This is a genomic window from Microbacterium ureisolvens, from assembly GCF_015278315.1.
Lineage (GTDB): Bacteria > Actinomycetota > Actinomycetes > Actinomycetales > Microbacteriaceae > Microbacterium > Microbacterium ureisolvens.
This window is the reverse complement of sequence record NZ_JADIJE010000002.1, coordinates 1-26,559: the sequence shown is the minus strand read 5'-3', so window position 1 is coordinate 26,559 and position 26,559 is coordinate 1. Positions and strand designations below refer to the sequence as shown.

General features: G+C 71.0%; 26 protein-coding genes. 10 read left to right on the top strand and 16 right to left on the bottom strand.

Translation table 11 applies throughout. The features are described 5' to 3' along the window. Positions 1-42 precede the first annotated feature (42 nt). Genes IM767_RS02440 through IM767_RS02430 form a run of 3 tightly spaced genes read left to right on the top strand, consistent with a single transcriptional unit; the run spans position 43 to position 2,547 of the window. Positions 43-495, top strand: coding sequence for a MaoC family dehydratase (locus IM767_RS02440; protein ID WP_109208881.1), 453 nt, complete (start codon positions 43-45; stop codon positions 493-495). A 43-nt stretch (positions 496-538) separates the two neighbouring features. Then, positions 539-2,062, top strand: a complete 1,524-nt coding sequence (locus IM767_RS02435) for an acyl-CoA synthetase (protein WP_109208880.1) — start codon at positions 539-541, stop codon at positions 2,060-2,062. Then, on the top strand, positions 2,059-2,547 hold the full coding sequence (locus IM767_RS02430; protein WP_239453123.1) for a DUF3237 family protein: 489 nt from the start codon (positions 2,059-2,061) through the stop codon (positions 2,545-2,547). Before IM767_RS02435 ends, IM767_RS02430 begins: the two co-directional genes overlap by 4 nt. A 331-nt stretch (positions 2,548-2,878) precedes the next feature. On the opposite strand, the gene IM767_RS02425 is transcribed toward IM767_RS02430, so the two are convergent. The 5 genes from IM767_RS02425 to IM767_RS02405 all read right to left on the bottom strand — a co-directional run bounded on the left by IM767_RS02425 (position 2,879) and on the right by IM767_RS02405 (position 7,249). Beyond that, positions 2,879-3,706, bottom strand: coding sequence for a PaaX family transcriptional regulator (locus IM767_RS02425; protein WP_109208878.1), 828 nt, complete (start codon positions 3,704-3,706; stop codon positions 2,879-2,881). Beyond that, positions 3,703-4,506 (bottom strand): ABC transporter ATP-binding protein, encoded by an 804-nt coding sequence (locus IM767_RS02420; RefSeq protein WP_109208877.1) that lies wholly within the window; start codon positions 4,504-4,506, stop codon positions 3,703-3,705. Before IM767_RS02420 ends, IM767_RS02425 begins: the two co-directional genes overlap by 4 nt. Next, positions 4,499-5,323: an ABC transporter permease gene (locus IM767_RS02415; RefSeq protein ID WP_109208876.1), complete on the bottom strand. Its 825-nt coding sequence runs from the start codon at positions 5,321-5,323 to the stop codon at positions 4,499-4,501. Before IM767_RS02415 ends, IM767_RS02420 begins: the two co-directional genes overlap by 8 nt. Beyond that, positions 5,320-6,159, bottom strand: a complete 840-nt coding sequence (locus IM767_RS02410; RefSeq protein WP_109208875.1) for an ABC transporter permease — start codon at positions 6,157-6,159, stop codon at positions 5,320-5,322. Before IM767_RS02410 ends, IM767_RS02415 begins: the two co-directional genes overlap by 4 nt. Positions 6,160-6,256: 97 nt before the next feature. Then, a complete protein-coding gene (locus IM767_RS02405; RefSeq protein WP_109208874.1) occupies positions 6,257-7,249 on the bottom strand; it encodes an ABC transporter substrate-binding protein in 993 nt (330 codons plus the stop codon). A 335-nt stretch (positions 7,250-7,584) separates the two neighbouring features. Here IM767_RS02405 and IM767_RS02400 point away from each other — a divergent pair, with 335 nt between their 5' ends. From IM767_RS02400 to IM767_RS02385, 4 genes are all read left to right on the top strand, one after another. Continuing rightward, entirely contained in the window at positions 7,585-8,487 is a 903-nt protein-coding gene (locus IM767_RS02400; RefSeq protein WP_109208873.1) for a methylenetetrahydrofolate reductase, read from the top strand. After that, a complete protein-coding gene (gene purU, locus IM767_RS02395) occupies positions 8,484-9,359 on the top strand; it encodes a formyltetrahydrofolate deformylase (RefSeq protein ID WP_109209154.1) in 876 nt (291 codons plus the stop codon). Before IM767_RS02400 ends, purU begins: the two co-directional genes overlap by 4 nt. 77 nt (positions 9,360-9,436) lie before the next feature. Beyond that, on the top strand, positions 9,437-10,846 hold the full coding sequence (gene ligM, locus IM767_RS02390; RefSeq protein ID WP_109208872.1) for a vanillate/3-O-methylgallate O-demethylase: 1,410 nt from the start codon (positions 9,437-9,439) through the stop codon (positions 10,844-10,846). Between the two features lie 243 nt (positions 10,847-11,089). Next, entirely contained in the window at positions 11,090-11,698 is a 609-nt protein-coding gene (locus tag IM767_RS02385) for a PadR family transcriptional regulator (protein ID WP_109208871.1), read from the top strand. Positions 11,699-11,720: 22 nt separating this feature from the next. Here the strand turns inward: IM767_RS02385 and IM767_RS02380 are convergent, their stop codons facing one another. Further along, positions 11,721-12,179, bottom strand: a complete 459-nt coding sequence (locus IM767_RS02380; RefSeq protein WP_162564197.1) for a MarR family winged helix-turn-helix transcriptional regulator — start codon at positions 12,177-12,179, stop codon at positions 11,721-11,723. 187 nt (positions 12,180-12,366) lie between these two features. Here IM767_RS02380 and IM767_RS02375 point away from each other — a divergent pair, with 187 nt between their 5' ends. Beyond that, positions 12,367-14,154 (top strand): tannase/feruloyl esterase family alpha/beta hydrolase, encoded by a 1,788-nt coding sequence (locus IM767_RS02375; protein WP_198425631.1) that lies wholly within the window; start codon positions 12,367-12,369, stop codon positions 14,152-14,154. A gap of 156 nt (positions 14,155-14,310) precedes the next feature. Next, entirely contained in the window at positions 14,311-14,847 is a 537-nt protein-coding gene (locus IM767_RS02370) for a MarR family winged helix-turn-helix transcriptional regulator (RefSeq protein WP_109208868.1), read from the top strand. 24 nt (positions 14,848-14,871) lie between these two features. Here the strand turns inward: IM767_RS02370 and IM767_RS02365 are convergent, their stop codons facing one another. The 9 genes from IM767_RS02365 to IM767_RS02325 all read right to left on the bottom strand — a co-directional run bounded on the left by IM767_RS02365 (position 14,872) and on the right by IM767_RS02325 (position 25,096). Next, positions 14,872-16,068, bottom strand: coding sequence for an MFS transporter (locus tag IM767_RS02365; protein WP_109208867.1), 1,197 nt, complete (start codon positions 16,066-16,068; stop codon positions 14,872-14,874). Positions 16,069-16,072: 4 nt separating this feature from the next. Then, positions 16,073-17,332: a 2-hydroxyacyl-CoA dehydratase family protein gene (locus IM767_RS02360; RefSeq protein ID WP_109208866.1), complete on the bottom strand. Its 1,260-nt coding sequence runs from the start codon at positions 17,330-17,332 to the stop codon at positions 16,073-16,075. Further along, positions 17,329-18,366: a 2-hydroxyacyl-CoA dehydratase family protein gene (locus IM767_RS02355; RefSeq protein ID WP_109208865.1), complete on the bottom strand. Its 1,038-nt coding sequence runs from the start codon at positions 18,364-18,366 to the stop codon at positions 17,329-17,331. Before IM767_RS02355 ends, IM767_RS02360 begins: the two co-directional genes overlap by 4 nt. Then, the gene (locus IM767_RS02350) at positions 18,363-19,607 is read right to left on the bottom strand and encodes a CaiB/BaiF CoA transferase family protein (RefSeq protein WP_109208864.1); all 1,245 of its coding nucleotides are present in this window, start codon (positions 19,605-19,607) and stop codon (positions 18,363-18,365) included. The genes IM767_RS02355 and IM767_RS02350 overlap by 4 nt, the downstream gene beginning before the upstream one ends. 1 nt (position 19,608) lies before the next feature. Next, entirely contained in the window at positions 19,609-20,733 is a 1,125-nt protein-coding gene (locus tag IM767_RS02345; protein WP_109208863.1) for a CapA family protein, read from the bottom strand. Further along, entirely contained in the window at positions 20,730-21,539 is an 810-nt protein-coding gene (locus IM767_RS02340; RefSeq protein WP_109208862.1) for an amino acid ABC transporter ATP-binding protein, read from the bottom strand. Before IM767_RS02340 ends, IM767_RS02345 begins: the two co-directional genes overlap by 4 nt. Next, entirely contained in the window at positions 21,536-22,459 is a 924-nt protein-coding gene (locus IM767_RS02335; protein ID WP_109208861.1) for an amino acid ABC transporter permease, read from the bottom strand. Before IM767_RS02335 ends, IM767_RS02340 begins: the two co-directional genes overlap by 4 nt. Before the next feature lie 4 nt (positions 22,460-22,463). Further along, positions 22,464-23,369, bottom strand: coding sequence for a transporter substrate-binding domain-containing protein (locus IM767_RS02330; protein WP_109208860.1), 906 nt, complete (start codon positions 23,367-23,369; stop codon positions 22,464-22,466). 230 nt (positions 23,370-23,599) lie between these two features. Beyond that, complete coding sequence (locus IM767_RS02325; RefSeq protein ID WP_194398788.1) at positions 23,600-25,096, bottom strand: aldehyde dehydrogenase family protein; 1,497 nt, start codon at positions 25,094-25,096, stop codon at positions 23,600-23,602. 181 nt (positions 25,097-25,277) lie between these two features. Here IM767_RS02325 and IM767_RS02320 point away from each other — a divergent pair, with 181 nt between their 5' ends. After that, entirely contained in the window at positions 25,278-25,961 is a 684-nt protein-coding gene (locus IM767_RS02320) for a GntR family transcriptional regulator (RefSeq protein ID WP_239453121.1), read from the top strand. 517 nt (positions 25,962-26,478) lie between these two features. On the opposite strand, the gene IM767_RS02315 is transcribed toward IM767_RS02320, so the two are convergent. After that, positions 26,479-26,559: IS3 family transposase (locus tag IM767_RS02315; RefSeq protein WP_194398810.1), on the bottom strand; the 81-nt coding region annotated here is incomplete at its 5' end.

Sequence of the window (26,559 nt, the reverse complement as noted above, 5' to 3'; positions counted from 1 at the left end):
CGTCATCGCCACACGCTTCCACCCCACACGCAAGGAGATCCCATGACCACCACCGTCGACTACGCCGACGTCGCAGGACTCGCCGGCACCGACCTCGGCTGGACCGAGTGGCTCGAGGTCACGCAGGACCGCGTGAACCTCTTCGCCGACGCCACCGACGACCACCAGTGGATCCACGTCGACCCGGAGCGGGCCGCCGAGGGCCCGTTCGGCGCGCCGATCGCGCACGGCTTCCTGTCGCTTTCGCTGACGGTGAAGTTCTGGTCGGAGTTGTTCGATGTGACCGGTGTCACCACGCGCGTCAACTACGGCCTCGACAAGGTGCGCTTCGTCTCGCCGGTGAAGGTGGGCGCGCGGGTGCGCATGAACGCCGTCATCGCCGAGGTCACCGAGGTGCGCGGCGGCTACCAGTTCGCCGTCGACCAGACCATCGAGATCGAGGGCTCCGACAAGCCGGCCGTCGCCGCGCGCGGCCTGTACCGCTTCTACGCCTGACCCGCACCGGAGGAGACTCCTCGAAGGAGAGGACACCGCAACGATGCACAGGGGAATCGGGTTCTGGCTGGCCAAGCGGCGGCTGAAGAACCCCGACAAGCCCGCCGTGATCTTCGGCGGCGAGCAGCTGACCTATCGTGAGCTGGCGGATGCCGCAGACCGGGTCGCCGCCGTGCTGTGGCACCGCGGCCTCCGGCGCGGCGACGCGGTGGCGTACATCGGCGAGAACAGCCCGCAGTTCCTGCAGGTGATGTTCGGGGCCGCGCAGCTCGGAGCGGTCTTCGTGCCCGTGAACACCCGCCTGGCGGGGCCCGAGATGCGGCATGTGCTCGTCGACTCCGGAGCGCGCGCGGTCGTGCTCGACGCCGAGTTCCTCGACCGCGCGATGGCGGGCGTCGAGGCCGGGCGCATCGCGCACGTGATCGTGACCGGTGACGGGCTGCCCGAGCATCCCGGGCTCGCGCGACTCATCGCCGAGGCGCCCGGCGGCCACACGGTGGCCGATGTGGACCTCGACGATCCTGCGGCGATCATCTACACGTCCGGCACGACCGGCCGCCCCAAGGGCGCCGTGCTGAGTCACGGCAACCTCACGTGGGTGGCCCTCAACTGCGTCGTCGACTACGACGTCGTGTCGGACGACGTGTCGCTCATGATCTCGCCGCTGTTCCACGTCGCGTCGCTCGGCATGGGCGCGCTGCCGGTGCTGCTCAAGGGCGCGACGCTCGTGCTCGAGAAGGGCTTCGAGCCGGGCCGGGCGCTCGCGCTCATCCAGGAGCGCGGCGTCACCATGCTCAGCGGCGTGCCCACGACCTACCAGATGATGGCCGATCACCCCGCGTGGGCGACGACCGACCTGTCGACGCTCCACAAGCTGACATGCGGCGGCTCGGCCGTGCCGACCCGCATCCTCAACGCCTACGAGGAGCGCGGCCTGTCGTTCTCGCAGGGCTACGGCATGACCGAGACCTCGCCGGGAGCGACGTCGCTGGCCCCCGCCATGACCCGCGAGAAGCAGGGCAGCGTCGGGCTCCCGCACTTCTTCACAGACGTCCGCATCACCGACGAGCGCGGTGACGTGGTGCCACGGGGCACCGTCGGCGAGATCGAGATCGCGGGTCCCAACGTCTTCCTCGGCTACCACGGGCAGCCCGAGGCGAGCGCCGCCGCCTTCACCGACGACGGCTGGTTCCGCTCGGGCGACCTCGGGTACCTCGACCCCGACGGCTACCTCTACATCGCCGACCGGCTGAAGGACATGATCATCTCGGGCGGCGAGAACATCTACCCCGCGGAGGTGGAGAACCTCATCTCCGACATCGAGGGAATTTCAGGTGTCGCCGTCGTCGGAGTGCCCGACGACCGGTGGGGCGAGGTGCCCTGGGCGGTGGTGACGCTGCAGCCGGGCGCCGAGGTCGACACCGAGACCGTGCGCTCCCACCTCGACGGCCTGCTCGCCCGGTACAAGCTGCCCAAGAACGTGGTCGTGGTCGAGGATCTCCCCCGCACCGCCTCCGGCAAGGTGCGCAAGGCCGACCTGCGCGAGCGCTACGGGCGGGGAACGTGACCGTGACGCCCGAGCCGCCGAGCTCGGCGCCGCAGCCGCCGGTCCCCTCGCTCGAGCGGGCGTTCGAGGTCGTCGCCGAGCTCGGTGCCCTCGAGGACCACGGGATGACCCGCGCCGGCCACCGGCGGATCATCCCGGTCGTCGGCGGCACGGTGACCGGCGGCTTCACCGGGACCATCCTCCCCAGCGGAGCGGATTGGCAGACCGTGCGCGCCGACGGGTCCATCGAGATCGACGGGCGCTACAGCGCCCGCGGCGACGACGGTTCGCTCCTCTACATCCGCGCTCGCGGCATCCGCAGCGGCGACCCGGCCCTGCTGGAGGCGCTCCTGGCGGGCGAAGAGGTCGACCCGCACTCCTATTACTTCCGCGCGGCGCTGACGCTCGAGTCCGCCGCCCACCCCGAGTTCGAGCGGTCGGTCTACGTCGCGTCGTACATCCGCGAGGCGCACCGCGTGCGCTACGTCGCGTACCGCCTCACCTGACTCGCGCGCCGGACCGCCGAGCCGACGCGCATCCGCTCCCCCAACCCACACCCATCCCGCCAACCCACACCTGAGGACGCCCACCATGATGTGGGCTCGCGTGAGACGTGTGGGTTCGGCAGGAACACGGGGCCGGACCGCGCGAAGCCTCGACCCCCGCCCCGCGCGCCGCGCCAACCCACACCCGTCGCACCAGCCCCCCACCCAACGCCAACCCACATTCATCCCCAACCCACACCCATCCCGCCAACCCACACCCGAGGACGCTCACGATGATGTGGGCTCGCGTGAGACGTGTGGGTTCGGCAGGGCCAGGGGCAGGACCGAAAAGTCAGTCGACGAGACCCGCGAAGTCCCTGACGGCGGGGAAGGCGAACTCGCGGTGGCGGCGGGTGAAGAGCTCGAACGACCGGTCGGCGGGCCAGTCCTCGCCCATGTACTGGCGGGGCAGGCGCGGGTCGGTGCGCAGCAGCGCGAGCCAGTCGGCCACGAGGAGTGTGCGCGCGGTGACCGGCGGGAGATCGGATGCCGCATCCTCACGCTCCCAGTGCGCGATGAACTCGTCGTGCGCGGCGCGGATGCGCTCGACGTCCCAGGCGTCCCGCACCGCCTCGCCCATCGGGAACCCGTCGAGCTCGGACGCCGAGAAGGCGTTCACCGAGGCCGGCGGCAGGTCGGGGATGATGGCCCCGAGCGCCGCGGCGAGGTCGACGGCGCCCGGAGCGATCCAGAGGCCGTCGCGCAGCAACGCGAAGCCCGACCAGGTCAGCGCCGCCCGCAGGCGGTGGCGGAGATCCCGCAGGTGCTCGGGAACGCTGAAGGTGACGAGCGTCCATCCCTCGCCCTGGGGCTCGAACGGGGCGGGCCCGTTGACGCGGCCGGATGCCTCGCGCAGCACCTCGCTGCCGTGCCCGGTGAGCTCGAACCCGATCTCGCGGCCGAGGCGCCGGCGCTCGAGCATGCCGCTGTCGACCATGCGGTCGAGGTTCGTGCGGACGGCGGATGCCGCGACCCCCGCGCTCTCGAGGGTGCCGATCAGCACGCTGGCGCGCAGCGGTGCGAAGTACCGGTCGCACACGAACTCGCCGAAGAACGCCAGCAGCAGCTGGCGCGGCTTGCGCGTGAGGATCGACGCATCGGCGGCGGTGGCGACGCTCACGCCGCCTCCGGGCGCACGGCCTCACCGCGCTTGGCGCGCTGGATCTGCTCGTACACGTGCGTGCGCAGCTCGGTGAATCGGGGCAGCGCCCGCGTCGTGATCTGGTCGCGCTCGGGTGCGAGGTCGATCGCGAGGTCCTCCTGCACCCACGTCGGCGACTTCGACAGCACGATCACGCGCTCGCCCAGGTAGACGGACTCGTCGATGTCGTGCGTCACGAAGAGGATCGACATCCCGCGCTCGCGGTGGAGCTTGCGCACCAGATCCTCGAGGTCGGCCCGCGTCTGCGCGTCGACGGCCGCGAAGGGCTCGTCCATGATGAGCACCTCGGGCTCGTACGCGACGGCCCGGGCGATCGCCACGCGCTGCTGCATGCCCCCCGACAGCTGCCACGGATAGCTTCCCGACGCGTGGTCGAGGCCGACCGCGGCCAGGGCGTCGTCGACGAGCCGGTCGCGCTCCGCGCGCGTGAGCTTCTTGTGCTTGAGCGGAAGCTCGACGTTCCCGCGCACGGTGAGCCACGGGTACAGGCTGCGTCCGTACTCCTGGAAGACGAGCGCCATGTTCGGCGGCGGGGCGGTCACCTTCCGTCCGCCCAGCTCGACCACGCCCGAGGTGGGCTTGAGGAGTCCGGCGATGCACTTCAGCAGGGTCGTCTTGCCGCATCCGGACGGGCCGACGATGCACACCAGCTCGCCGGCATCCATCCGGAATCCGATGTCGCCGATCGCTTCGACGTTCCCCGTCGACGACTCGTACACCTTGCGCAGGTGCTCGACGTTCAAGAGCGTCTCAGGCACGCTCCACCTCCTTGATTCCGTGATACCAGCGCAGCACGCGTCGCTCGACGAAACCGAAGATCGCCGCGAGCAGGATACCGATGAGACCGAGCAGCAGGATGCCGCTCCACATCTCGGCGATGAGATAGTTCCGCTGGAAGTAGACGATCTGATAGCCGAGCCCGGACGACGAGTACGCCAGCTCCGAGATCACCATCAGGATGAGCGCGATCGACAGCGACTGCCGCACACCGGCCATGATGCGCGGGCTCGCCGCCGGCAGCACGAGGTAGCGCAGCCGCTCCCCCGGCGTCACCGCGAACGAGCGGGCCGTCTCGGTCATGACCGAGTCGGTGGAGCGGACGCCCTCGATCGTGTTGAGCAGGATCGGCCACACCGACCCCACCACGATGACCACGATCTTCATGGCGTCGGTCGGGCCCATGAGCACCACCACGATCGGCAGCAGCACGGGCGGCGGCACCGCGCGGAAGAACTCGAGCATCGGCTCGAGCAGCTCGCGCAGCCACCGGTTGAGGCCGATGAGGGTGCCGGCGACGATCCCGACCACGATCGACACGGTGATGCCGATGGCGAGGCGGCCGAGGCTCGGCAGCACGTCGGTGATGAAGGCGGGCCCGATCCACGTGTCGACGAAGGCCTGGAGGATCTCCAGCGGCGGCGGGAAGAAGAGCGCCGGGCTGATGGTCGCCCACACGCCCCAGATCAGCAGCAGCAGGAGCGGCAGGCCGATCGCGTAGAGCGTGCTCTCGCCGATCTTCGCCCACACCCGTGAGCGCCGCCGGGGCGTCACGACCGTGCTGGTGTACAGCGTCACAGCACTTCCTCCCCTCGCACCGACTGGTGCCACGCCAGCGAGCGCCGCTCGATCGCGCGGAACACCAGGTTGATGAGGAGGCCGAGGAGCCCGGTCACGATGACGAGCGCGTAGACCTTGGGCCAGTTGCCCGCCGACTGCGCGAAGACGATCTCGCGGCCGAGGCCCGGGTTGCCGATGAACATCTCGGCCGTGATCGCGAGGATCAGCGCCACGGCCGCGGCCAGGCGCAGCCCGGTCATGAGGTAGGGGAGCGCCGTCGGGAACACCAGGTTCACGATGCGCGATCCGCGCGAGAGCCCGAAGCTGCGCGCCGTGTCGCGGGCGACGGTGTCGACGTCGGCGACGCCATAGAGCACCTGGATGAACACCTGCCAGAAGCTGGCGTAGACGATGATGACCAGCGCCGCCTCGATCCGCAGGCCGAACATGAGGATCGCCAGCGGGATGAGGGCGACCGACGGGATCGGCCGGAGGAACTCGACGGTGGTGTGCGTCGCACGGCGCAGGAACGGCACGAGCCCGATGACAGTCCCGAGGACCGTGGCGAGCACGGTCGCGATGACGAGCCCGAGGCCCCACGCGGTCATCGTGCGGCCGACGTTGCGCCAGAACTCGAGGTCGCGCATCTCCTGGCCGAGCGCACCGAGGGTGACCGTCGCGCTCGGGAAGTACCGCGGGTCGACGAGCCCCAGCGTGGGAAGCAGCTGCCAGGTGACGAGGAATCCCAGGATGCCGGCGACGCCGAGCGCGAGCTTGCGCAGTGTGCGCGTCCTCCGCGCACTGCGCGGGCGCGGCGGCGTGGCGACGATCATGGGAGCGTCGGCGGTGGCCATCGGCGGATCCGATCTGGTCGAGGCGGCGGGGAGCGAAGGTACGCGGGAGGGGACGGATGCCGCGGCCCGCGGCATCCGTCACCCTCTCGTCGTGCGACTACTGCTGCTGGAGCAGCCGGTCGTAGTCGGGCTCGGCGTCGATGTACGCGAACTCGACGGCGAGCGCGCCGAGGTCTTCGATGCCCGCGTCGGCGAGGTCCCACGTGAAGGTGGGGAGGGTGATGCCCGCGGCCGCCTCCTCGGGGATGTCGAGGTTGGTGGCGATCGCGGCGCGCACCGCCTCTTCGTTGCCGGAGGCCCACTCGAGCGCCTCCGCCATCGCCTCGGAGTACGCGGCGACGAGGTCGGGGTCCTCATCGATGAGCGCCTGCGTCGTGATGTTGGTGAGCACCGACAGGCCAGGGATCGTCGCCTGGTACGGCTGCACGACCGAGACGCCGCCCTCGCCCACGATCATGCCGCGGAACGGGTCGGGCGCCCACGCGGCGTCCATCGTGCCGGCCTCGAGCTGCGCCGGGACGTCGGGGAAGGCGACCTCGACGAACTCGATGGTCGAGGGGTCGCCGCCGTCGTCCTGCACGGCCTTGCGGATCGTCAGGTCGCCGGCGGCGCCGATCGTGTTGACCGACACCTTCTTGCCGGCGAGGTCGGCGGGCCGCGTGATGCCCGCGTCGCCGAGCGCGACGACGGCGTTGACGTCGTCCCCCTCGGCGAGGCTGTTGGCGTAGTTGCCGACGATGACGACACCGAGGTCCTGCGCGTCGGCGCGGATCGGGCCGAACGGCTGTCCGATCGCGAACTGGATGTCGCCGCTGAGCAGGGCCGGGATGGCGTTGGCGCCGCCCTGCGCGGGGACGACCTCGATCTCGAGGCCGTGCTCCTCGAAGATGCCCTCGTCGATCGCGGCCCACAGCGCCCCGGTCTCGGCGATCGGCAGCGCGGCGACGCGGACGGTGGTGAGTTCGCCCGACCCGCCGGCATCGCCGGTGGACGTGGCGGTCGACTCGGGATCGGCGGCGGAATCGGTGCAGCCGCTCAGGGCGAGCGCGGCGGCGGCGAGCACGCCGAGGGTGGCAAGACTCTTCTTCATTGACGGGCCTCTCGTGATGGTGCGGGGGTGCCGGCGGCCGGGTTCGCGTGCAACGAGGAGTCGGAGTCCTCACCGCAGTGTGCCGGACAGTGCCATCGTGCGCCTCCGCCGATGCATTGTCAATGGTTTTGTGACGCCCGTCACGAATTGCTTGAACTATCCGCGAGCCGGCGTGCCGGCATCCGCTCAACGGAAACCCGCCGCCGAGCCACCCCGCGCGCGGCACAGGATGGAGCCGCACGTTCACACGTGCCTATTGCCATTACCTATGGCGATAGGTATTCTCGGAACACCGCGGTGCAGCGACGCACCCGGAAGAGGAAAGGACCTCGACAGTGGCTCACCCGACACCCGTGTCCCCCCAGGCGGCAGCGCTCGTCGACGGCTTCTCGCTGGAGATGACCGGCAAGGACATCGCGGGGCTCGAAGAGGCCCGGGACATGATTCCGCAGGGCACGAAGATCAATGTCACGTTCCTCGGCAACGAGGACCTCGAGATGCGGGTCGCGGCCGCGAAGGCCGTGCGGGAGCTGGGCTTCGTCCCGGTGCCGCACCTCTCGGCGCGGCGGCTGCGGTCGCAGGACGAGCTCGAGGAGTTCCTCGGCCGCCTGCAGGAGGTCGGCGCCACCGAGCACGTCTTCGCCGTCGGCGGCGACCCCGCCGAGCCCGAGGGTCCGTACCCGGACGCGCTCACGGTGATCCGCTCGGGCGTGCTGCAGAAGTACGGCGTCCGCGAGGTCTCGATCGCCGGCTACCCCGAGGGACACCCCGACATCGCCGACGACGTGCTGTGGCGGCACCTCGACGAGAAGGCGCTCACCCTTGCCCAGCAGGGATTGGATGCCGTCGTCCTGACGCAGTTCGCCTTCGACACCGATCCCGTCATGACGTGGATCCAGGCTGTCCGCGACCGTGGCATCGACGCGCAGATCCGCATCGGCACCCCCGGCCCCGCCGGCATCAAGCGGCTGCTCGGCTTCGCCCGCCGTTTCGGCATCGGCGCGAACGCGATGATCGTGAAGAAGTACGGCTTCTCGCTCACCAACCTGATGGGCACCGCCGGGCCCGACCGGTTCGTCTCGGATCTCGCGGCGCTCCTGTCCGAGCCGCCGGCGGGCGCGGCCGCACACGGTTACGGCGACGTGAAGCTGCACTTCTACACGTTCGGGGGCCTCCTCGCGACCTCGCAGTGGGCGCGGGAGTTCGTCGCCGCGCAGTCCTCGGGGGCGCGCCGATGACGGCGCACCTCGAAGCGCTGCGCGACCACGCCTGCCTCATCGTGCACGGCCCCGACCGGCCGGGCATCGTCGCGGCAGTGACCGCGCTCGTCACCCGCGTGGGCGGCAACATCGTCACCCTCGACCAGTACTCCGACAACCCCGAGGGCGGTGAGTTCTTCCAGCGCGTGGTCTTCCACCGGCCCGATCTGCAGGCAGCGCTCCCCGAGATCGAGGCCGACCTGGACGAGACGCTGAGCCCGCTCGGCATGGAGTGGCGCCTGACCGACCAGTCCATCCCCAAGCGCATGGCGATCCTCGTCTCCACCAGCGACCACTGCCTGCTCGAGCTCTTGTGGCGCCACCGCCGCGGCGAGCTGCCGGTGACCATCCCGATGGTGATCTCCAATCACACCAACACCGCCGAGGACGTCCGCAGCTTCGGCATCCCGTTCTTCCACGTCCCCTCGCAGGGGCCTGACAAGTCCGCCGCCGAGGCGAAGATCGTCGAGCTGCTCAAGGACAACGTCGACTTCGTCGTCCTCGCCCGCTACATGCAGATCCTCTCCGACTCGTTCCTCGACGACGTGGGGGTGCCGGTGATCAACATCCACCACTCGTTCCTCCCCGCCTTCATCGGTGCGGCGCCCTACCGCAAGGCGAAGGAGCGCGGCGTGAAGCTCATCGGGGCGACCAGTCACTACGTCACCGAAGACCTCGACGAGGGCCCGATCATCGAGCAGGACGTGGCGCGCGTCACGCACGCGATGACCGCCGGCGACCTGCAGGCCCGCGGCGCGTACGTCGAGCGCGCCGTGCTCTCCCGCGCCGTGCAGTGGCACGCGCAGGACCGCGTCATCCGGCACGGCAACCACACCATCGTCTTCACCTGACCCGACAGAGAGCGGATGCCGCGGGCCGCGGCATCCGTCATCACCCGACCGAAATCCCATGAACAGAGAGGTTCCCCATGGCGAAGAATCTGCAGGAGCTGCTCGACGGCCAGAACGCCGTCGAGATGCTGCGCAACTCGCAGATCGGCTCGTACATCTACCCGGTGGTCCCCGCGGACTTCCAGAACTGGATCAAGGAGCAGAAGGCCTGGCGCGACTCGGCCGTGCTCTACGACCAGTCGCACCACATGGACAATGTGTTCCTGAAGGGCTCCGACGCCATCCGGCTGATCTCCGACACGGCGATCAACTCGGTCGCGACCTTCCCGGTCAACCGCGCCAAGCAGTATGTGCCGACGACCGCGTCGGGCCACGTCATCGGCGACGGCATCCTGTTCCACGAGGCCGAGGACGAGTACGTCTACGTCGGCCGCGCGCCGGCGTCGAACTGGCTGCTGTACCACGGTGAGACCGGCGGCTACTCGAACCTCGATGTGACGGTCGACCGGCGCTCGCCGTCGCGCCCCTATGGCGACGCGGTGAGCCGGCGCTACTACCGGTTCCAGATCCAGGGCCCGGCGGCGTGGCAGGTCATCGAGAAGCTCAACGGCGGCCCGCTCGAGCAGCTGAAGTTCTTCAGCATGTCGGAGATGCAGGTGGGCGGTGCCAACGTCCGCACCCTCCGCCACGGCATGGCGGGTGCACCCGGCCTCGAGATCTGGGGACCGTACGAGGACCACCACCGCGTGCGCGACATCATCGTCGAGGCCGGCCAGGAGTTCGGCCTCGTGCCCGTGGGCTCACGCGCCTACCCGTCGAACACGCTGGAGTCGGGCTGGATCCCGTCGCCGCTCCCGGCGATCTACTCCGGCGAGGAGGAGCGGGGCTACCGCGAGTGGCTCGGCGTCGACAGCTACGAGGCCACCGGCACCCTGGCGGGTTCCTTCGTGTCGCAGGACATCTCGGACTACTACCTGACCCCGTGGGAGCTCGGCTACGGCTCGTTCGTGAAGTTCGACCACGACTTCATCGGGCGCGACGCGCTCGAGAAGATCGACCCGGAGACCCAGCGCCGCAAGGTCACGCTCGCCTGGAACGCCGAGGACGTCACCAAGATCTTCGCGTCGCTCTTGGACACCGAGAACGAGAGCTACAAGTTCTTCGACCTTCCGCTGGCCAACTACGGGTCCGCCAACTACGACTCGGTGACGGATGCCGACGGCAACGTCGTCGGCTTCTCGATGTTCACCGGGTACAGCGCCAACGAGAAGCGGGCGCTGTCGCTCGCGACGGTCAACCCCGACGTGCCCGAGGGCGCCGAGGTCACGGTCGTGTGGGGCGAGCCCGACGGCGGCACCACGAAGGCCTCGGTCGAGCCGCACCGCCAGCTGGAGGTGCGCGCGGTCGTCAGCCCGGTGCCGTACTCGACGGTCGCCCGTCAGACGTACCACGGCGGCTGGCGCACCGGGTACCAGGAGTCCGCCTGACATTTCGCGGGTGATCGCGCCCGGCGCGCCCTCACTCCTGTCGTCCGGGTGGCACGACACGCGGCATCAGCACCACCGAGGCCGCGTGTCGTGACACCCGAGCGCCGGGCTGTCGGGTTCGGGCGGCACGAAGTGGGGCAGCTTCTCCACCGAAGCCGCATGTCGTGACACCCGGGCGTCGGGCCGTCGCCGCGGTCGGGGATGTGCGGGCCGCTACCCTCGGGCGAGAGAGGAGAGCGTTCGATGAGTCTGCGTTACGCACTGCTGGCGATCCTGCGCGTCGGCCCGCTGTCGGGGTACGACCTGCAGAAGCAGTTCCACCAGTCCGTGGGACACGTGTGGCATGCCCCCGACTCGCAGATCTACCCCGAGCTGCGGAAGATGGAGGAGCAGGGGCTCATCGAGGGCGAGGAGCAGGCCCGCGGCGAGCGCGGCACGCGCCGGATGTACCACGTGACGGATGCCGGAAACCGGGCGTTCCTCGACTGGATGGGGTCTCCGCTGGACTATCAGCGCGTGCGCGACCCCGCACACCTGCGCGCCGCCTACCTGGAGGCGGCGACGCCCGAGGCCGCCCGGACCTTCCTCGAGCGCCACATCGCGCAGTGGGAGGGCGAGCTCGCACAGTGGGAGGGTGAGCTGGAGCGCATCGACGCCGTCGCCAACCCGATGCTCGTGCGTCGCCTCGCGGTGACGGCGGACGCCGATCGCGAGCGCACCATCGCCTACAAGCGCTTCGCCTACGAGGGTCTGGTGGAGCGCGCCCAGGGCGAGATCGCCTGGGCCCGCCGGGGCCTGGACCTCGTGGACCGGCTCGACGGCGTCGCCGTGACCTCGGCGACCGGCACCTGACCTCACCCCGGTGGGCGCGCGGTCAGGCCTCGGCGTCGAGGCCGAAGGCCAGCCGGCGCAGGGAGGTCATCGCGGTGTCGAGCTCGTCGTCGCCGAGTGAGCCGAGCATGCGGGCATAGGCCTCGTCGAGCGCCCGGCCGGCCGCCTCGGCGACCGACGCGCCCTCGGGAGTGACGCGGATCAGCCACGCACGGCCGTCGTGGGGATCCCTGGTGCGCACCACCAGCCCGCCGGCCACGACCTGGTCCACCAGACGCACGACGTGCGCCTTGTCGAGGCACAGGATCTGTCCGATGTCGCGCTGCGACATGCCGCCCGACGACGCGGCGAGCTCGACGAGCGAATAGCTGCGCGCACGCAGTCCGAACGGGGCGAGTGCCCGGTTCGACACGGTGGCGGCGAGGGAGGTGAAGCGGGCCGCGAGGAAGCCGGGGTTGTCGCCGAGGCGTCCCGCCGCGCGCTGACTGCTCGCCTCTGCCAAGCGAATCCCCGTTCCGTTCCCGGCCATGCCGCTCCGCAGTCTAGCCCCGGCGGTACCCGGTCACTGAGAAAACAGTTGCAATGTGCAACTAGTTTACGTAGCTTGTCAGAACGCTCGGCAACGACGCCGTGCGCCCGAATCGTCCGGCGAGAACGACCTCGCGGACCGGAACCGGAAGAGGACCCCCATGTCACGCTTCTTCTACGGATCACCCCAGGGCATTCCACGCGGCGAACCGGCCGCCGGCCGGAGGCGGCGCAGAACACTCTCGACGACGATGGCGGCGGTCGCGGCATCCGTCCTCCTCACGGCCGGCCTCGCCGGCCCCGCCTCTGCCGCTCCTCCCGGCGGCCGGGACCCGCTCCCCCAGCTGTCGGCCGCACAGCCGGGCACGCTGCAGGAGTGCGAGACCCTCACCGGCTTCGCTTACCCTGCCACCAAGATCGCCTCGGTGTCGCGCGTCGCGGCGGGCACCGTCAGCAACGGGGGCCAGCCGATCGGCGAGCACTGCCTCGTGCGCGGCACCATGAACGAGCGCGTCAGCGCGTTCGACGGCCAGACCTACGCGATCGGGTTCGAGATGCGGCTCCCGGTGGCTTGGGCCGGCCGGTACCTGTACCAGGGGAACGGCGGGCTCGACGGCTCGGTGACCCCCGCCCTCGGCCTCACGCGCGGCGGCGAGAGCGGACTGCAGATGGGCTTCGCGGTGCTGAGCTCCGACGCCGGCCACAGCGGCGCGCAGAACCCGCTGTTCGGCCGCGAGCCGCAGGCGCGCCTGGACTACGGCTACCAGGCCGTGGGCACGCTCACCCCGATGGCCGAGGCGCTCATCACGGCGGCCTACGACCGCGCGCCCGACCGCTCGTACATCACCGGCGGGTCCAACGGCGGCCGCCACACGATGGTCGCCGCCGCGCGCTACGCCGACCAGTACGACGGGTTCCTCGCCATCGCCCCGGGCTTCAACCTGCCGCAGGCGGCCGTCGCGCAGCTGTGGCAGGCCCAGCAGTGGGCCCGCGTCGCCACGAACACGGCCGACCTCAACACGGCGTTCACCCCGCAGGAGCGCACGCTCGTCGCGAACGCCATCCTCACACGCTGCGACGGCCTCGACGGTCTCGTCGACGGCATGGTGCAGGACAGCACGATCTGCCAGCGGGCCTTCTCGGTCAAGCGCGACGTGCCGCGGTGCGACGGCGACCGCGACGGCACGTGCCTGACGAAGGAGCAGCAGGCCGTGATCGAGGAGGTCTTCGCCGGCGCCCGGACCAGCAACAACAAGGAGATCTACTCCTCGTTCCCGTTCGACCCGGGTCTCACCCAGGCCGGATGGGCGGGCTGGAAGTTCGGCTCACCGTACACGCGGGACGCACCGGCGGTCGGCTTCATCTTCATGACGCCGCCCGAGGACCCCGGCATCCTCGCGGATCTGCAGGGCTACGCGCTGGGCTTCGACGTCGACACCGAGGCGGAGAAGATCTACGCCACCTCCGGCATCTACACCGAGAGCTCGATGTCGTTCATGACGCCGCCCGACCCGACGCACCTCGACACGCTGCGCGAGCGCGGCGCGAAGATGATCGTCATGCACGGCGCGTCGGACGGCGTGTTCTCTCCGGACGACACGGCCGCGTGGTTCGACGAGCTCGACCGCAACTACCGCGGCGACGCCGAGGCGTTCGCGCGCTACTTCGAGGTCCCCGGCATGGGACACGTCGCCGGGGGCCCCGCCACCGACCAGCACGCCGGCCTCGCCGCCCTCGTCGCGTGGGTCGAGCAGGGCACGGCGCCCGCCCAGCTCGTCGCCTCGGTCAACCCGGCGAACCCCGAGGTGCCGGCCGACTGGTCGCCGACCCGCTCGCGTCCGCTCTGCGTGTATCCGCAGGTCGCGCAGTACATCTCGGGAGACCCCGAGAACGCGGCGAGCTTCGCCTGCGAGGACCCGCACCCGGGCCTGGCCTACGGCAAGCGCTGATCCCGGATCGGATCGGATCGGATCGAAGAGGGTGGGCCCCGTCAGGCGGGGCCCACCCTCTCCACGTCTGCGGGCTCTCTTCAGCGCGCGATCGCCGGCGCCCGGGCTCGTCGCGCCCGGACCGGCGGAGCTCCGCGACGGTTCTAGGCTGAAGACGTGCCGGACACCAGTCGAGACCCACGCGGAACCCCTGCGACCGATCGGCTCAACTACACGGCCTACCGGCTCGCGCGGGCCCTCAACCGCGCGGCCGAGAACAGCGCGCTGGCGTACGGCATCACCCTCCCCCAGCTGCTGATCCTGCAGGTGCTCGGGGAGGGCGTGCCCCTCTCGAACGCCCAGGTCGCCCGTCGCACGTTCGTGAGCTCGCAGGCCGCCCACGTGGTGTCGGGCGAACTGCTCGCGGCGGAACTCATCGAGCGCGTGGAGCACCCGACCAATCGGCGGGTGAGGCTGGTGCGGCTGAGCGAGGCCGGCTGGGCCAGGCTGGCGGATTGCGAGCGCGAGATCCGGGAGCGTGAGGAGCGCCTCGCCGAGGCGATCGGACCCGAACTCGGCGATTCGCTGGCGGAGATCCTCGAGCACGCCGCCGACGTGCTCGCGGGCGGCTACTTCGGGGACAAGGATGCCGAGGCCGAAGCGGTCGCCCGGCGACGCCGGCCGAGCAACGGCGCCGGCATGACGCCCGCCTGAGCGCCCCGGGACCCCTGGCGGGCCCTACATCTTCCGGCCGCTGCCGAGCCGCAGGACGACGAACGCCGAGCAGGCGAGAGCCGCCGTGCCGCCGATCGCCAGCGCAGCGCGCCCGCCGGCCTCGTCGATCACCCAGCCCATCAGGAGCGCCCCGAACGGCACCATGCCGTAGTTGCCGAGTGTCACGAGCGACATGGTGCGCCCGATGTGCTGTGGCGGCACGCTGACCTGCGCCGCCGCGTTGAGGATGCCCTGGTAATACCCCACGCCGAGGCCGAGCAAGGGTCCGAGGGCGAGGAAGACGGGCAGCATCGGTGCCGCGGCGTTGGCCAGCAGTGCGAGTCCGAGCCCCGCGCAGGCGGCGGTGAGCGAGCGCACTGCCACCTTGGTCCGAGACGCGGCCAGGATGCCGCCGAGGATCGCGCCGACCGCGTTGAGGGTGTGCACGAAGCCGACCGCAGCGGCGTCGCCGTCGAAGGTCAGCGCCACGGTCGAGGTGAGCACCAGCATCAGGTTGAGGGCCAGCAGCGCCACGACGGCGTTGACGACGAGCAGCGTGACGAGGGGGCGATCCTCGCGCACCCGGAACCCGTCGTCACCGGCCCTCCGGTCGCGGACCTCGCGCGGGTGCAGCGCGGACGGGCGGATGAGGGCGATCGACACGAACACGAGGACGAACGACAGCGCGTTGATGAGCATGCATGCCGTGGCACCCAGCCCCTGGAAGGCGACGCCGGCGAGCCCCGGACCGATCGACCGGGCGGAGGCGAGCGCGATGGTGCTCAGCGACACCGCCCGGCTGAGCTCACCCGGGCCGACGAGCTCGAAGATGATCGCCTGAGCCGCGACGCGGTCGAAGGTGTGCACGGTGCCGAGCGCCGCGACGAGCCCGTAGAGCACGCCGACCGGGGCGTCCGGCACGAGCGTCACGAGCGCCAGCCCGCCCACGATCACCGCCGAGAGCAGCGAGGTGATCAGCAAAATGGTGCGCGGTCGCACGCGGTCCGCCACCCGGCCGGCCGGGACGCTGAGGAGCAGCAGCGGCAGGAACTGCGCCACCGTCACCCCGCTGAGGGCGCGGGCGCTTCCCGTCGCGTCCAGGACCACGAGCGAGAGGGCGAGGTTCTGGAACCACGTGCCGGTGTTCGAGACGACCTGGCCGGTGAAGTAGAGCGAGAAGCGGCCGTTCGCGAACGGCTGGAAGACTCTGCCCGCGGTCACCTGATCACGCGCTCGCGGGCACGCGGTCGCGCAGGAAGGTCGCGATGCGCTCGCGCACCGAGGCCGTCGCGCGGCTGTCGGCGTTGCTGCCGCGGATCTCGAGGACCGGGATGCCGCGTTCCTCGAGTGCCGCCGAGATCAGGGCTCCGCCCGGCGTGTCGTCGGCGACGAGATGCACGACGCCGTCGACGCCGTGGGACACGGCCTCCTTGACGTACCAGGACGACGACATCGGCGGCACGTAGAGCAGGTCGGTCAGGCCGACGAAGCGCGCCGCCAGCGTGCGAACGGGATCGTCGCCGTACCGCGCGTACCCGTCAGCGGCGATGGCCAGGTACATCGACCAGACGAACACCGCGTCGAAGTCCTCCTGGAAGGACCGGTACATGTCGAGGTCCGACCACAGCCCGCGCCCGATCCACATCAGCCGGCGCCGCTCGCGCGGGGCGACCGCCGCTCCGTCGTCGATCCGGCGGGCGACGTCGTCGTGCAGCCGCTGTGCCGCCTCCACCGCCCAGCGCGTCCCCCGGTGCCACTGCGGCACCATGACGCTCGGGATGATGTCGGTGACCGGTACGGGCAGAGGTCGTGCCGCGGCCAGCAGATCGCGGGTGCGGCGGTTCCACTCCGCCTGCTCGTTGGCCAGTGCCATCACCCCGGTCAGGCGGTCGCGGTCCAGCCGCCGGTCCAGCCGGGTCTCGAGCCAGCCGATGAGATCCTCGATCTCGCCCTGGAGGAGGTCGATGCGCGCTGCCCCGAACACCTCGTCCCACCGGTGCGCGACCAGGTCCCACCAGCCCGCCGGCGCCGGGTCGGCCGCCGTGCGCGAGAGCAGGAAGGTCTCGGTGCCGGAGCGGCGACCCCACTGCTCGAAGATCTTGTGCGTGACGTCGCCCCCGCGCTCGGCGATGGCGAAGCGCGGCTCGGGCAGCCCACCCCAGGGTGCCTCCTCCTCGGGCAGGTCCTGAGCGCCCAGCGGCAGCACGTCGTACTGGCGGCTGTCGTCGGGGAGTCCTGCCGCGGCGACGGCGCGAAGACTCGCCGGTCCCGCGCGCTTGGCCGAGATGATCGACGACCACCACTGATTGACCACGTACGGCACGTCCAGCGCACGAAGGACCTCGTGCGGCGCGTCGGCATTCGCCAGCGCGAGCGCCTCGCCGCCGCGGACCCGCTCGGCCAGGCCGGCGAACCACTCGCGCTGGTAGGCGGTGGCCGCAGCGGCGCTCGGCAGCCGCTCGGCGGCGACGGCTCGCGTGCTCATGCCGACACCACCTCCCCCGCCGGTTGACGGGCGAGCTCGTGGGCGGCCTCGATCTCGCCGCCGGGAGCCACGCGGGTGCGCACGCGGAAAGGGACTCCCATCTCGGCGAGGAGCGCCGCCTGGTCGGCGACATCCCAGGCCGGTGCCTCATCGAGGTCGCGGATCGCTGCGACGACCAGGTCCGCCGCGCTCTCCACGACCGTGTCGCGCGTGAGACCTGCGCGGGCGGCGCTCGAGGCTGTGGGCGAACCGCCGACGCGGGTGAAGTGCTGATCGAGCAGCGCGTCGAGCACCTCTCCGACGTCGGCGCCGTCGGCGGCGGCGCCGAGCCACGCGCCGTCGCCGGTGTCGTGGTCTTCGCTGACCACGACGTACCCGTGCTCCTCGAGCTCACGGTAGAACGCGGCATCCGGGTGATTCGATCCCGTGACGTGGACGCGCGTGGCCGACGCCGGCACGTCCGCCTGCGCCTGCTCGATCCGCGCGACCGCGTCGGACGGCGGAAGCTGGGCGGCCGAGAGCATCGCGTCGAGCGCCAGGGTGCCGTCACAGCGTGGCGGGACGCTGCGGCGGCGGTCGCGCAGGCGGTCGATCGCACGCCCCAGTTGCCGCTCCGCCTGCGCCGCCGCCGCCAGCGCACCGACGTCGGTGGGACGGCCGGTCACATCGGCGAGGAAGGCCACGAGGCTCTCGAGCTGCACGCGCCCGAACCGGCGCGCGGCGAGCGAGTCCGCGCGCGGCAGATCGAGGAGGTGCAGCGGCAGCTGGGGCGCGACCGCGCGGAGCACGTAGAAGAGGCGCACGTGCGCCTGGCTGTCGGCGCACACGATGAGCGCGTCGCACTGGACTGCCCCGGCGGTCAGCTCGCCGAGGATCCGCGCGGCGGGCGCGTCCGCCGCCCCCAGCAGCTGTGCGGCGGCGGGGTCAATCGCCCCCAGCCACGATCCGGTGAGGCGCCGCGGAACGGCGCCGGCGGCGAGCACGAGCTGACGGGGCACGTCGTTCCCGACGATCCCGACCGAGGGGCTGCTCACAGCACGCCGTCCCGGCGCAGCCCCTCGACCCGCTCCTGGTCGTAGCCGAGCAGCCCCTCGAGCACGTCGCCGGTGTGCTCGCCGAGCGCCGGCGCCGGCCGCGACAGGTCGGCGGAGCTGCGCGAGAAGACGACCGGCAGGCCGCTGCCGTAGAGCCCTTCGAAGTGCCCGAAGCGCGGGTGCACGAGCGGCACGACCTCGCGTCGGCTGGTCACGATGTCGTCGCGGACGGCGGTCGCCGTGTCGCGGACGGGGGCCGCCGGCACGCCGTTGCGCTCGAGCGCCGACAGCACCTCGGCCGACGACCGCGTGGCGGCCCACTCGGCGATCATGCCGTGGAGCTCGTCGGCGTGGGTGACGCGCGCATCGCGCGACGAGAAGCGCGGGTCTTCGGCGAGGTGCCCGTTGTCCATGGCGGCGAGGGTGCCCTCGGCGAACTGGTCGGTGGGCGCGCAGATCGCGAACCAGCCGTCGGCGGACTGGAAGGTGCCGAACGGCGCGAGCCGCGGCACGACCGAGCCGGTGCGCAGCGGGAATCCGACCGACTCGAGCGCGTCGAACGGCTCGCACGCCACGAGCGACGTGAGGCTGCCGAGCATCGAGACGTCGACGTGCTGTCCCTCGCCGGTCGCCTCGGCGTCCATCACCGCGGCGAGCGTTCCGATCACGGCGAACAGCGGCGCGACGAGGTCGCCGATGGGAAGGCCGAACCGGATCGGCGCGTCGCCCGGCTCGCCGGCGGTCATCATGACCCCGCTCAGCGCCTGGATGATCGTGTCCATCGCCTTGCCCTCGCCGGCGACGCCCTGCGCGCCGAACCCGCTGATGGAGGTGTAGACGATGCGCGGGTTCACCTGCTGGACGGCGGCGTAGTCGATGCCGAGCCGCCGGGTGACGCCGGCGCTGTAGTTCTCGACGACGATGTCGGCGTGGCGCACGAGGTCGAAGAAGACGCCGCGGCTCTCGGGGTGCTTGAGGTTGAGGGTGACGCTCTCCTTGCCGCGGCCGCGCGCCATCATCGACACCGACATGTCGTCGGGACCGGTGCGCCGCATCTGCAGGCCGTCCGCCGTGACATACGGAGAGTTGTTGCGCGAAGAGTCGCCGCCGCGGGTGGGGTTCTCGACCTTGATCACCCGCGCGCCGAGGCTCGCCAGCAGCAGGGTGGCGTAGGGACCTGCGAGGGCCGTCGTGAGGTCGATCACGGTCTTGCCCGCGAGGGGGCCGTCGATGGTGCTCATGTCAGTCTTCCTTCGTGCGGGCGACGAGTCGGTCGCCGACCCAGTGGAGTTCCGTGTCGAATCCGGCCTCGCCGGTGATTCCCCGCAGATAGGCGGCGACCGCGTCGCCCCGCTCGGTGCCGCCCACGGGCACCGGGCGGGCGTCGCCGTCGATCCAGCACGGGATGAGACCGCCCTCGACGCGGTCCCCGTCGAGGGTGAGCACGGCGATCGCGGTGTGGCGGCTCTCGGGGTGGAACGGGTACTCGGGCATCGCCGGGTCGGGGGTGAAGCCGAACAGCCGGCGCCGCTGGCGCGCCCAGGCCTCGCGCTCGGGCGCGTCGCCGGGGGCCGCAGAGAGCGCCTTCGTCACGGTCGCGAAATTGCCGAGCCCGTGGAAGACGGGCCTCCCCCGATAGAGCTCGACGCCCTTGAAGATGTGGGCGTGGTGACCGACCACGGCCGCGGCCCCGGCGTCGACCGCGGCATGCGCGATCTCGATCTCGTACGCGGCGATCTCGACCGGCACGTGGACGAGCCCTTTGTGCAGCGCCACGATGACGACGTCGGCGCGGGTCGCGGCATCCGTCACCGCCGCCTCGAACCGGCGCAGACTCGCGGGCTCTGCGAACGTGTCCACGCGCGGCGGCCCGCCGGGGTTCGCGTTGCGGGGCTCGTAGTGCGTGATGACGTCGATGTAGGCGGCCCCGGGCTTGAGGGTCGTCGCCCGGCTCTCGCGCGGCCCGACGCAGTTGACGCTCAGCACCGCGATCCGGGTGCCGTCGACCTCGACGACGACCGGCTCGAACGCCTCGTCGATCGTCTCTCCGACGCCCACTGTGCGCAGGCCCCGGTCCGCGCAGTGGCGGGCGGTCTCGCGCATGCCCTCGGGTCCGAAGTCGTACACGTGGTTGCCCGCGAGGGTGAGGATGCCGAACCCCGCCTCCGCGAGCGCGTCCAGCGCCGACGGGGGTCCGGGGAGGGCCGGAACGTCCGTCGTCTGCACCACGCCGGATGCGACGTGGGGGATCTCGAGGTGTCCGATCACGAGGTCGGCCGCGCGCAGCGTGTCGGCGGCGGGGTCGAGGAGGGGCCGCGCGTCGTCGCGCTCGAGGACGAGGTCGCCCACCGCGTGGATGGTGATCACGCCGGCCCGCCCGCGGGCGCCGCCGAGGTGCGGGTCAGGAACGTGCGCAGGCGCGTGGACTCGGGGCGGTCGAAGAAGTCCGCCGAGGGCCGGTCCTCGATCACCTGGCCGTCGGCCATGAACACGCAGCGGTCGGCCACGTGCCGGGCGAACTCCAGCTCGTGGGTGACCACGATCATCGTCATCCCGGTCTCGGCGAGGTCCTTCATCACCTGCAGCACCTCGTCGACGAGCTCCGGATCGAGCGAGCTGGTGGGCTCGTCGAACAGGAGGATGCGCGGCCGCGTCGCGACGGCGCGGGCGATCGCGACGCGCTGCTGCTGACCCCCGGACAGCTGACGCGGGTGGGCGTTCGCCTTGTCGGCCAGCCCGACGCGCGCCAGGAGCTCCATGGCCCGCTCCTTCGCCTCCGCAGGCGACACCCCGTGCACCTTGACGGGGGCCTCGGTGATGTTGCGCAGCACGGTCCAGTGCGGGAAGAGGTTGAACTGCTGGAATACCATGCCCATGCGGCGGCGCTGCCGCTGCACATCGGCATCGGTCAGCGGACGGATGCCGTCGCGATGCCGTTCGTAGCCGAGGAGCTCGCCGTCGAGGTACATCGCGCCGCCCTGGATGGACTCCAGCTGATCGATGCACCGCACGAGGGTCGACTTGCCCGAGCCCGAAGGACCCAGCACCGCCACGACCTCGCGCGCGTGGACCTCGAAGTCGACGCCGTCGAGGGCGAGGTGGTCGCCGTAGGACTTGCGCAGCCCCACGACCTGCAGCACCGGCGTCAGCGACTCGCTGTCGTGGACGTTCATGCCGTCGTCTCCGTTCGCTCGACGGTTCGCCGGGCGACCGCGGCCCGCGACATCCCCCTGCTGAAATGCCGCTCCACGCGACGCTGCACCAGCGTCAGCGCGGTCACCACGACCAGGTACCAGATGACGGCGACGATCAGCATCGGCACCACCTCGTAGGTGCGGTTGTAGATCACCTGCACCGAGTGCAGGAGGTCGCCCATCGCGATCACGCTCACGAGCGACGTGCCCTTCATGAGCGCGATCACCTGCGAGCCGGTGGGCGGGATGATGACGCGCATCGCCTGCGGCAGCACCACCCGCGTGAACGAGTGCCAGCGGCTGAAGCCCATCGCGGCGGCCGCATCGCGCTGGCCCGAGTCGACCGAGAGGATGCCGGCGCGGATGATCTCGGCCATGTACGCCGCTTCGTGGAGCGACAGCCCGATGATCGCCGCGGTCAGCGGCGTGATGAGCTCGTTCGTCGACCAGCTGAAGAGCTCGGGGCCGAACGGCACGCCGACTGCGAGCCGGGGCAGCAGATAGGCGAGGTTGTACCAGAAGATCAGCTGCACGAGCGGGGGGACGCCGCGGAACACACCGACGAAGACGATGCACGCCCAGCGCAGCGGCGCGAAGTCGCTCAGCTGTCCGGCTGCCAGTCCCGTGCCGAGGATCGACCCGAGCACCATGCCGACGGCCGTGAGCATGAGCGACATGCCGAGCCCCATGAGCACCGTGGGGTTGAAGAGGTACTCCGCGACGACGGGCCAGTCGAACCGCTCGTTCGTGACGAGGAACATCACGATCTGCACCGTGATCAGCACGAGCAGGGCGCCGACGACCACGCGCCAGGGGTGGATCCGGCGTCGCGCGTGGGCGACGTCCACCGTGCGGTCCGCGAACGGGTTGCGCACGGGCTGGGTCGTGAGATCGGTCATGGTCTCACTCGCTCGTCATCGGGTTGAGCGCCGGCGCGTCGACGGCGGCATCCTCGATGCCCCACTCCGACATGATGCGCTCGTACTCGCCGTTCTCGAAGATGGCCTCGAACGCCGCGAGCATCGGCTCGGCGAGCCCGTTGCCCTTCGGCATGAACAGGGCCAGCTGGTCGATGCCCGCGCCCTGCTCATCGGACTGGATGAGGTAGCCGTAACGGTCGGGGTCGGAGGCCTGCAGGTCGATCGCGGCGGACTGCGTGGTGCCGGCGTAGTCGGCGCGGTCGGAGTTGACGGCGAGGAACGTGGCGTTGCTGTCCTCGAGGCCGATGAACTCCGCCGGGTCGAGACCCTCCGCGTCGCACCACTCGTTGTAGCGCTGGAGCTGGCTCTCGGTGACCGAGCCGGTCACGCCGGCGACCCGGGCGCCGCACAGCGCCTCCGGGTCGTCGAGCTCGTCGGCGCGCTCCTCGAGGAAGACGTAGGAGGTGCGCGTGGTCATCCAGACCACGGCGTCGAAGTCGGCCTCGCGCTCGGGTGTCGTGCGCACGGGGCCGTTGAAGGCGTCGTAGCGGCCCGACAGCATGCCGGTCAGCATGGCGTCGAGGCCTGACGAGGTGATGATCTCGAATGGCACGCCCAGCTGCTCCGACAGCGCGGCCTGCAGATCGGGGTCGATGCCGGTGATCTCGCCGCCCTCCTCGATGGTCCGGTAGGGCGGGTGGGTGTCGCCGGCGATCTTGATGACCCCGGCGTCCTTGATCGCATCGGGAAGCTGATCGTAGAGGGGCGCCTCGGCCGCGGCGGCGGTCTCCTCCGGCTCGGCCTCGGGCGACGGCGACGCCGAGCAGCCGACGAGGAGGGCTGCGGCGACGAGGGGGACGGCGATGGCGGCGGCAGTGCTGGTACGCATGGGAACTCCACATCGTTGTGCAGAAGGGCGCCGCCTCGTGGCGACGCAATAACATCATAAAAGTTGATGGTTGAATTTCTCAACTATCAATTTCGACCACAATCTGCCGCGCTGAAGCAGTGCCTCCTGCGATGCGGCGTGGCGGCGGCCCCCTGCGGCCCGCGGCGGCGCGAAAAAGGGTGGGCCTCCGCACGCCAGGCGCGGAGACCCACCCTTCGTCGAGATGCCGGTCAGTGCGCCATCGAGGCGAGCACCTCCGGGTCGAGGGTCGCGATCGAACGGGTGTCCTGGAAGGCGCGCACGCCCTCGATGCCCTGCTCCCGGCCGAACCCGGACTGCTTCATGCCGCCGAACGGCGCGCGCAGGTCGAGGCGGGTGGCGCCGTGGTCGTTGACCCAGACGTAGCCGCACTCCAGCTGCGAGCCGACGCGCTGCGCCGCCTCGGGCGAGGCGGTCCACACCGAGCCGCAGAGCCCGCCCCACGTGTCGTTCGCGAGGCGCACCGCCTCTGCCTCGTCGTCGAACGGGATCAGCGGGATCACCGGCCCGAACTGCTCCTGCGTGACCACGCGCAGGTCGAGCGCCGGGTCGACGACGATCGCCGGGCGCACGAAGTTGCCGCCGGCCAGGTCGCCCTCGGGCAGCGCGCCGAACTCGCGGACGTCGGCTCCGGCATCCTTCGCCTCCTGGATGATCTCGTCGACGAACGCCTTCTGCGCGGGCTGATGCAGCGGCCCCATCGTCGTGCCCTCGTCGAGGCCGTAGCCGAGTCGAGCGGCCTCCAGCCGTGCGGTGAGCCCCGCCACCAGCTCGTCCAGGCGCGAGCGGTGCACGAAGACCCGCTTGGCGTTCATGCAGATCTGGCCGGTCGTGTCGTAGACCGCCGCGTACAGCCGGTCGAGGTGGGCGTCGTCGAGGATCGCGTCGTCGAGGAAGACCGCGGCGTCGTTGCCGCCGAGCTCGAGCGTCACGCGGGTGAGGGTCTTCGACGCCATCTCCATGATCCGCTTGCCGCCGTTGACGCTGCCGGTGAAGCACACCTTCGCGATGTCGGGGTTCTGGATGAGCCCCGCCATGTCCTGGTCGCGCCCGGTGACCACGTTCAGCACGCCCGGCGGGAGCTTCTCGGCCACGCGCTGGACCACGCGCGTCGTGGCCAGCGGCGCCGAGGGCGGCGGCTTCACGATCGCGGTGTTGCCGGCCAGCAGCGCGTGCGGGAGTGCCGCGCCGAGGATCGCGATCGGCCAGTTGAACGGCACGATCACCGTCACGACGCCGAGCGGCTGGTAGGCCACCTCGGTCGACACCGGGATCGCGCCCGGCACCGGCGGCAGCGTCTTGGTCGCGTCGACCTCGTCGGCGAGCATGAGCGCCAGATTCCAGCGGATCTCGAACACGAGTGCGTCGATCCACGCCTCCATGCGGACCTTGCCGTTCTCCTGCGACAGGATCGCGGCGTCCTCGTCGCGGTCGTCCGCGATCCCGGCGATGGCCTCGGCCATCTTCGCGGCGCGCTCCTGCGGCGTGAGCGCCGCCCACCCCGGGAAGGCCGCCTTCGCCGCGGCGACGGCATCCGTCACGTCCGACGCGGACGCCGCAGCCGCCTCGCCGACGACCGCGCCCGCCTTGCCGGGATCCGCGATGGTCAGCACGTCGTCGGTGAACCGCTCCTCACCCCCGATGTACAGGCCGGTCCGGACCGCAGTCCCCATCGCCGTCTCGCCCATGAAACGTCCACCTCTCCGTTGCTCACCGTCGATCCGCCTCGGGTCGGTGCGGATCGGCACCTCATCCAGCGTGCCCCTCCCCCGGTGCGGGAATCAAGATTGTCGACGATTTTCGCGAAGATTTCGTATGAAATGCTTCGCACCGTCCCTGCGGTCGCGAGATAGTGTCAGTGCACGGACGATGAGGCCGAAGGGGAAGACCGAGATGACGGATGCCGCGGTGCTGGGCGAGGACGAAGCGCTCGACCGTCCCGACCTCACGCAGCTGATCCGCGAGGCGATCCTCGACGCGCAGTTCGCACCTCACCAGCGGCTCATCGAGGCGGACCTCAGCGAGCGCTACGGAGCCTCGCGCGCGTCCGTGCGCACGGCCCTGCTGAACCTCGCGGGCGAGGGACTCGTCGAGCGCCTGCCCAACCGGGGCGCGCGCGTGCGCGCGATCACCGTGGACGAGGCGATCGAGATCGTCGAGGTGCGCATCGGCCTCGAGACGCTGTGCGCGCGCAAGGCTGCCGAGAACCTCTCCCCCGCCGACGCCGACGAGCTGCGGGCGCTGCGCGCCGACATCGAGGCGGCCATCGGGTCGGGCGACCTCATGGCCTACTCGCGCCTCAACCAGGAGCTCGACCGCCGCATCCGCGACCTCAGTCGCCACGGCACCGCCACGCAGCTGCTCGAGCGCCTGCGGGCCCAGTCGGCTCGGCACCAGTTCCGGCTCGCATTCCACCCCGGCCGCGCCGCCACCTCCGCCCCCGAGCACATCGCGATCATCGACGCGATCCTCGCGAAGGATCCCGACGCCGCCGAGGCCGCGACCCGCGCCCATCTCTCGGGCATCGTCGAGGTCCTCCACGGCATGGAGTAGGCGCGCGGCGCGAGCCGCGGCATCCGTCTCCGGATCAGGTGAATCGGCGAAAACAGGACGATCCGCACCAGAAACGACCTGCGTACGTCTCATCGCCTGAATCCGTGACGCACGGCGGGAACGCGGCGCGGCGCGAACCGGCGAGCGGGCCGCGGCTCTCGGTGCGCCCGGGCCGCGGCATCCGTCTCCGGATCAGGTGAATCGGCGAAAACAGGACGATCCGCGCCGGAACGACCTGCGTACGTCTCATCTCCTGAATCCGGAACGCGCGGCAGGAACGCGGCCCGGAGCATCGCGCGGCGAGAAGCGGCCCCGACCGGGCCGCTGAGCCTGTTGCGCGGACCCTGCCGCCTGAGCCTGTCTCTCGGAGCGCCCACCTGCTGCACGCCCTTCGACAAGATCTGGGACCGGCCCGCCGCGGCGCCGGCCGTAGAGCCTGTCGAAACGCGCTGGGCACGCAAGAGGGGCGGACGGATGCTGAACTGGTCCCCGTTTGTTGGACTGGTTTAGTCGAAGCCTAGGCCGCGAGGGTCTGGGTCCGGTATTGCACCGGGCTCAGGCCCTCGAGTCGTTCTGAGATGCGGTCGTGGTTGTACCA